This is a genomic window from Alphaproteobacteria bacterium (genome assembly GCA_018063245.1).
Lineage (GTDB): Bacteria > Pseudomonadota > Alphaproteobacteria > JAGPBS01 > JAGPBS01 > JAGPBS01.
The window spans coordinates 1-5528 of record JAGPBS010000078.1 but is presented as its reverse complement, the minus strand read 5'-3'; the positions used below and the strand labels follow the sequence as shown (position 1 = coordinate 5528).

The 5528-nt window shown below is 40.8% G+C and carries 4 protein-coding genes; 2 read left to right on the top strand and 2 right to left on the bottom strand.

The window, feature by feature from the left end:
• Positions 1–130: 130 nt before the first annotated feature.
• A complete protein-coding gene (locus KBF71_08735; protein ID MBP9878396.1) occupies positions 131–1489 on the bottom strand; it encodes a sel1 repeat family protein in 1359 nt (452 codons plus the stop codon).
• Between the two features lie 173 nt (positions 1490–1662).
• Here KBF71_08735 and KBF71_08730 point away from each other — a divergent pair, with 173 nt between their 5' ends.
• Positions 1663–2784: an ATP-binding protein gene (locus KBF71_08730; GenBank protein MBP9878395.1), complete on the top strand. Its 1122-nt coding sequence runs from the start codon at positions 1663–1665 to the stop codon at positions 2782–2784.
• Between the two features lie 364 nt (positions 2785–3148).
• Complete coding sequence (locus KBF71_08725; GenBank protein MBP9878394.1) at positions 3149–4288, top strand: hypothetical protein; 1140 nt, start codon at positions 3149–3151, stop codon at positions 4286–4288.
• Here KBF71_08725 and KBF71_08720 read toward each other — a convergent pair.
• Entirely contained in the window at positions 4285–5217 is a 933-nt protein-coding gene (locus KBF71_08720; GenBank protein MBP9878393.1) for a sel1 repeat family protein, read from the bottom strand. The genes KBF71_08725 and KBF71_08720 overlap by 4 nt on opposite strands.
• Between the last annotated feature and the right edge of the window lie 311 nt (positions 5218–5528).

The following is a 5528-nucleotide window of genomic DNA, read 5'->3' as shown; positions in this document are numbered from 1 at the left end:
TGACATAATAAGTTCCTTATATAATAATAAATTGATTTTTAGAATGTTATTGAGGGTATTTTATCATTTGGTAAATGAAAAGTCAAGCTTTTTTTTGGGGGTTGAATTGACTATTGCTGCTATGCCCCCATCACCCCTTATCAACATTTGCTTCAGCATCAGGGCGGAGTCTCTTTGCCGCTGAGTCTGGTGAATTGCTTGATCTTTTAAGTTCATTTTCTTGAACGGTCATTACGCTGTTTTGTAGTCCGCGCATTTCATCCTCGTACTTTTGTCCCTCAAGTATTTCTTGTCTTTGTAAAGAGATTGTTTGTCCTTGGTTCTTTAATTGATCTTGTAAAGACAGGACAGCAGCTTGATAAGCAGGAGCGGGGCCTGACATTGGTGGTGCTTTCGGCGCAGGAGCAGGGTGTGGAGCTTCCGGTGGTTCCTGGTCTGGTGTTTCTGGTGTTTTTGGCGTTGGCATAGCTTGGTGTGGTGATAACTTTTCAAGCATAAATTTTGCTTCAATTTCTCCTTGATCAGCAGCTAATTTATATAGGCGAGCAGCTTCAATCAGATCTTTGGGAAGATTGCCTTCACCGTGGTAGTACATTGAGCCAAGAGCACTTTGTGCGGGAGCATATCCTTGATCAGCAGCTAATTTGAAAAGACGAGCAGCTTCATTAAGGTTTCTCGGACGCCCAAACATATGCCGTAACCCAAGAGTGTATTGGGTAGGAGCATATCCTTGATCAGCAGCTAATTTATATAGGCGAGCAGCTTCAATAGGGTCTTTGGGAAGATTGCCTTCACCGCGGTCATACATTACGCCAAGTTCATTCTGCGCTGGTGCGTATCCTTGATCAGCAGCTAATTTATATAGGCGAGCAGCTTCATTAAGGTTTCTGGGAAGATAGTCTATAACGCCATGATTCATCAATCCAAAATGATGTTGTGCAGGAGCATATCCTTGATCAACAGCTAATTTTAATAATTCAATCGATTTTTGGAAATTTTGGCTTATGCCAGCTACTTCACCGCCGTGTAATCTAGCAAGTAAAGTTTGAATAATAGGCAGAAATGTATCGTTCGGAAGAGGGGGTAATAATAAATTTTCTAAGGTCTCTAAGCTTTGGGTAGGTGAGTATCTATGTTGATTTTTTATTTGTGAATCTAGATTTTCAGGTAACCTATCGTTGGGAATAAGATAAGACATAGCTTCAAAGAAAGAACGCAGAGGGCCTTCAGGAATTTTATTGATATCATCTATGAATAATATATGTCTTTCAAAGATTTTTGTCTCTCTGATGCTATTGTTTCCATCGAAATAGATGTTGTGAGGCTCGATTCTTTTACTGAGAGTGGATGAAGTGTTTAGTTTAAAGAGAGTGGATGAAGTGTTTAGTTTAAATGAATAAGCATACACGCGCACCGGTTCTGGCTCATCAATTGAAGGACTATGGATTGACATTTGAGATTGTGGGTTTGCTGGCAAAATGAGTGACATAATAAGTTCCTTATATAATAATAAATTGATTTTTAAAATGTTGTTGAAGTTATTATATGATACTATTTACATAAAGTAAAGATATTTATGCTTTGCCATTATCAATTCTGACTTTTCCCCGCTGTACTGGAAAATAGTCTTGACTTTTTTCCATTATGGTGCAGAATAGTCGTATGAAAAGATATCAAAAAGATGCAATATTAAAAGGTCTCAAGAAGAAGATGGTCTTTCTGGTTGGGCCTCGTCAAGCAGGTAAGACTTGGCTTGCAAAGGATATTGCCAAAAATTATAAATCGAGTCTTTATCTGAATTATGATCAGTTTGAAGATCGGCAGATTATAGAGGGGCAGTCCTGGTTGCCGGGCACAGATTTAATCATTTTGGATGAATTACACAAAATGCCGGACTGGAAAAATTATCTCAAAGGATTGTTTGATACGAAGCCAGAAACTTTGTCAATTTTGGTAACGGGAAGTGCGTGTCTTGATATTTATGATCAACTTGGAGATTCATTGGCTGGTCGATATTATCGGCATCGTCTCTTGCCTTTTTCGCTGGCAGAACTTGATAAAGTAGGGCACCCTTCTTCGGTTGAAAATCTCATGGAAAGAGGCGGTTTTCCAGAGCCTTTTTTATCGGAGGACCGAATCGAGGCTCAGCGCTGGCGGATGCAATATATCAATAGTTTACTGAGCACGGATATTTTTGAGCTTGATTCCATTCGCAATATAAAGGCATTTCAACTTGTTTTCCGGCTTTTACGGCAAAGGGTTGGCTCGACCATTTCTTATCAATCGCTCTCGGAGGACATTGGCGTATCGCCAACTACAATTCGTGAGTATATTCAATTGCTTGAGGCTATTTATATTATTTTTCGAGTGACGCCTTTTTCACGGAACATATCCCGTAGTCTCTTAAAAGAGCCGAAGATCTATTTTTTCGACATAGGTCTTGTTGAAGGAGATGCTGGAGCTCGTTTTGAAAATTTTGTAGCGCTGAGTCTGCTCAAGGCCGCCTATGCGCGAGAGGATTATCTGGGCGAAGATTGCAAGCTTCATTATTTGCGCACCAAGGATGGTCATGAGGTAGATTTCGCTTTTGTTAAAAATCAAGAGCTTGAAACCATGATTGAGGTGAAAGTGTCAGATAAAAAGCCTGCCGCATCGCTTTTATATTTTAAGAACAAATATAATTACCCAGCCATTCAACTTTTGCAGCATCTCACTCAAGAAAGAATTGAGCAAACAGTTGAGCTTCGGCGGGCGTCAACCTATTTAAGTCAATTGTTTTTATAAAATTTCCCCACGGTGATTTCTTTTGTGGTATAAAGAAAGAGACTGCTGCGAAAATCTAATCCGCGTCACTCAGAGGGCCTTACTTGGCCGCCGAAGCACGCAGTGCGTAGGAGGCAAGGCCCGTGGAGTCTCTGCAGCTTCTCAACAAAAATTGTACTAAGTTCTTGATTACATGAGATTCCACGTCGCCTTGAGGCGACTCTGAATGACGGAAGAAAGTTGTAATTTTGGTTTCATTGACTTTCGCAGCAGTCTCAAAGAAAGTAAGGGGAGAAGTGTGCTTTACCATTGTCATGCCCAAGAAATGATCTTGATCTTGACTTTTTTGAGTGATTTATGTTTTCTATGATAAAGGAGAATGTTCATGGCTCACATACAAAATACTTGTACTGAAATACGCGTAACTCCAGAAAAATTGGCTATATGGGAAGGTGTTCAGGTTTCTGTCTCTCTCGATTCATTACAGCGACGCTATCTTGAATCCGAGAATGACTGGTTTACAACCTATTCAACTTTTCTTTTTCCTTTTTTAACACCGGAAACTCTGTTGACCTTACGCTTGGTTTCAAAGAATTGTTTTCATTTGGTAAATACGTTTCTAATGTCCCTCAGAGAGCAATTGCTTCTTAAGGTGCAGGCAGAAAATGTGGTTCTCAATTTATGGGCAGATGAGCAGGAAGGCTGTATATTAAAGAACGATTTTTTCCATCGATTGACGGAGTTAGGACTTTTTCAGTTCTTTACAGTCAAGTCTATTGAACAGTACTATGTTTCTGAGATTGATCAAAATCTATTTTTCGGAGGCCTGTCAGATTTATCTGCGAATGCGGATTGGCCACCTTATAAGGATGGTCATCTTATTACAGCGAATTCTTTGATAAAGACGCATATGATCAGGCGTCTTCCTTTTTTAGAAAAGACAGTCGTCAGGCTGAATCATCCTCTAGAAATTGTGGAACTGGATACACATTTTTCAGCAATGCCATGGATTTCAAATTTGGTGATGCAGGATTGCCAAGGGCCTCTTTTAACAGTCAGTGAGTCTCAGTTTGTTAAGAATTTTTCTCATGCGGGTATTACTCTCTATGCAGAGAGGTTTGTGAATGTGCTTTTGAAATGCACGAATCTGAAGCAATTGGTGATTAAGGATGATGTCTTTTTACCGGATCATTTGGATGCCCTGCAGCCAAACAGCATGCCCAATTTACAAAAGCTTGTGATCGCAACTAAATTTCTGACCACAGCTCTGTTCCAGCAAATTTTAAGAGCAGCGCCGAAATTAGAAAGTTTGTATATTGGTGAGCCCGTACTGCTGGGTGGTCATCTTTTTGCTGATCTGGCTCCAGGGAGCCTACCGAAATTATTTCAGTTTTGGGTGAAAGGTTGGCAAGAAAGCGAAGGGGAGAGAGATGCTTTGAGTCAAGCCGCTCCTTTATTTACCAACAGCCGTTTGGAAAGGGAAGTAGAAGAATCCGGAGTTTTGCATTGTTATATAAGGTTTTAGGATTTGGTTTTTCCTTTGGCGATTCGTTTGCTGGCTGATGTTTTTGTCCGAGATCTCTCTGCTACTCTTTTTTGTGGTAAAGGAATGGGGTCCGGAATGGGTGGGAGTAAAAGCGGGAAAAGAGGCATTTCAAAAGGTATTTCAGGAGGCGAGTCAGGCTGAACAGCTCTGATCATTGTTGTCAGAGTAGGCCCTGCGTTTACAATTTTGCCGTAGACTCGATTTATGGCATGACGGGCAGCTAACATATCAAGCTTGGCAGCTTCTTGGTATAGGGCTGAGGCTTTGCGTAGATTTTCTGGAACGCCTTTAGCGTACTCATAACATTGAGCCAGCAGAAAGAAACCCAAAGCGTTATTGTACTTTATGCTTTGTTGATAGAGAGAGGCGGCCAGTCGTAAGTTTGTAGGAAAACCTATGCCGTTCTCATAAAGGTATCCTAGAGTAACTTGTGCTGGTGTAAACCCACGATCAGCTGCGATTTGTATATAACGGACTGCATGATCTGTATTTTGCACAATGCCGTTTCCAGTTAAAAAACAGAGCCCCAAGTAATGCGCTGCGGGTGGAAATTTTTCATTCGCAAGCCGCGTGAACATAGAAAAAGCCTCATTGATCTTATGGGTATGGATGACTTTACTGGTAGGTGAGAGGGTTGAAGGCAAATGTTCATTGGGGATTGATAAGGAGCAGGCACTGAGGTACTTCATAAATTGATGATCAGATTGAATGTGGGGGGGTAACTGCATTTTTTGGTGCATCTCTATATAGAGGACAGGCCGCTCAAAAAGAAAGGTATTGTAAATGCTGATACTTGTTTCGGGAATGATGGCCGTTTTCGGCCTTACTTGCATGTTTAAAACATGAGCTGCCGGTGGGTCATACTGATAAAATGTAAAAACTCTGGGAGTTGTTACTTGTCCAGTCATAAAAGTGAATCCTTCTTTGGTATGGTGTCGATAAAGAAAGAATTTATCATGCGCCGCCCATAATGGCAAGTGCGTTGCTTATATCTAGAGAAAATGCTGGGTTAAACTCTTCTTGCTTTTATAAGCTTCATTTCTCTCTCTTATTATTCCTGCTCTCTCCTTCTGTCATTCCGGTTCTTCTACTTGTCAGGTATGAAAGAGTTATAAATTTGTTATGACGTTATGAGTTCTAATCAGATTTATGGGGTGGTCAGGAGAACGTTTTTGTCCAAGTCTCAAAGACTGTGGGAATGCCTGTTCCCTGACCGCGT

Excerpts from the sequence above, each read along its gene's own strand:
- KBF71_08725 (MBP9878394.1), top strand. The coding sequence starts at position 3,149 with ATGGCTCACATACAAAATACTTGTACTGAAATACGCGTAACTCCAGAA.
- KBF71_08730 (MBP9878395.1), top strand. The coding sequence starts at position 1,663 with ATGAAAAGATATCAAAAAGATGCAATATTAAAAGGTCTCAAGAAGAAG.
- KBF71_08720 (MBP9878393.1), bottom strand. The coding sequence starts at position 5,217 with ATGACTGGACAAGTAACAACTCCCAGAGTTTTTACATTTTATCAGTAT.
- KBF71_08735 (MBP9878396.1), bottom strand. The coding sequence starts at position 1,489 with ATGTCACTCATTTTGCCAGCAAACCCACAATCTCAAATGTCAATCCAT.